The sequence below is a fragment of the Roseburia sp. AM59-24XD genome (genome assembly GCF_003478445.1).
Lineage (GTDB): Bacteria > Bacillota > Clostridia > Lachnospirales > Lachnospiraceae > Jutongia.
Map to the genome: position 1 here is coordinate 1 of NZ_QUET01000072.1, position 1,496 is coordinate 1,496.

Consider the following 1,496-nt stretch of genomic DNA (forward strand, 5'->3'; position numbering starts at 1 on the left):
CCTTATTCCGTGAAACTTACCATAGTGTTACATCCCTTTTTTTCAGCAATAATACCTGCTGGAAACTGATTTTCGCAATACATTTTATTTCACCCACTAGGTTAAACAAAATTTTGTTTTTTTACTGTATCATCATGCATTATCCTGTATAATGAAAGTATCAAAAGATAGGCGGAGGCAGTGCAATGAAGAAAATACACATTGAATTCAGCGATGAGCGGCTCATTACTCCCAGTGGTCTGGTATTCGTAGGGCAAATACTTGGAAAAAGCAGTTTTGTTAAAAAAATCAACCGTGCTCCAATTTCAAAAGATTATCTGCAGAAACAGATAAAAAATGGAGACGTGCTCCTCACCTATATTGGTATGCTCTGTCAGGGAAAACCCCAGTATGAGGCTGTCCGTGAAATGATGGATGACCCTGACTACTACAAATACGCATTAGGCATCTCCTATGCAATTCCTTCCGCCGAAACACTCCGTCAGCGTTTTGACATGATCGGGGATTCCCTGCGCAAAGACATCCAGCAGGCAAATGTCGACATGCTGCGTGAAATGCACATAAAGCCGACAGCCCTGGATAACGGCTTTGTTCCTGTCGATATTGATGTAACCCCCTTTGACAATTCGAAATCCAATAAGAAAGGCGTATCCCGTACCTACAAGGGTTTTGACGGATATGCACCAATTATGGCATATATCGGCACAGAAGGATACCTCGTCAATCTTGAACTGCGGATTTGGAAACAGCACTGCCAGAATATCCAGCATCCACGTGATGGGAAAACTGTTTATATCGGACAGACCTTCCGGAATGTGACATATTCCCTTTCTGATAACGAGGAGAAAACTGTCGGAATACGCACAATTTATGAGATCACGGAAAGAACCATTGACCGATATGGGCAGTATTTTATCGTACCCGATATAGAACTGGGCACATACTGGACAAACACTTCCCTGCCAGACGAAACAGTCATTGATCTTTACCATGCCCACGGAGAAAGTGAGCAGTATCACAGTGAAATCAAGACGGACATGGATGTTGAAAGACTCCCGTCGGGAAAGTTTGAGAGCAACAAACTGGTGCTGGAGCTGACAATGATCGCATATAATATCCTTCGAATCATAGGGCAGGAATCGCTGAAAAAGAAGGATGCTCCCGGCCGGAAGAAAATACATCGCCGAAGAATACGTACGGTGATCAGTAATCTTATGCAGTTTGCGGGACATCTGACAGAACATGCCGGCCGTCTGGTGCTGTCCATTGGAAGGAGTAATCGCTGGAGATTTACTTTCAAGCGTCTTTATGACAGCTTTGCATTCATCACCTGACAACAGGTAGCTGAATATGGCAATGGCAGCTGCACACAAATGGTGCAGTCTTTTTTTGAACGCAAAATTATGCAGCATTTTCAAAATTTAGTATACAATAACAAATATGGCAAACATTTCCTGTGTGCTTTTTCATTTTGAAACAAGGTTCACGGATTCAGG

Annotated in this window: 1 protein-coding gene; it reads left to right on the forward strand. The window is 42.8% G+C overall.

Annotated elements, in window-relative coordinates; all coding sequences use genetic code 11:
• Positions 1 to 185 precede the first annotated feature (185 nt).
• The gene (locus DXA20_RS15920) at positions 186 to 1,334 is read left to right on the forward strand and encodes a transposase (protein ID WP_118562105.1); all 1,149 of its coding nucleotides are present in this window, start codon (positions 186 to 188) and stop codon (positions 1,332 to 1,334) included.
• Positions 1,335 to 1,496: the final 162 nt, after the last annotated feature.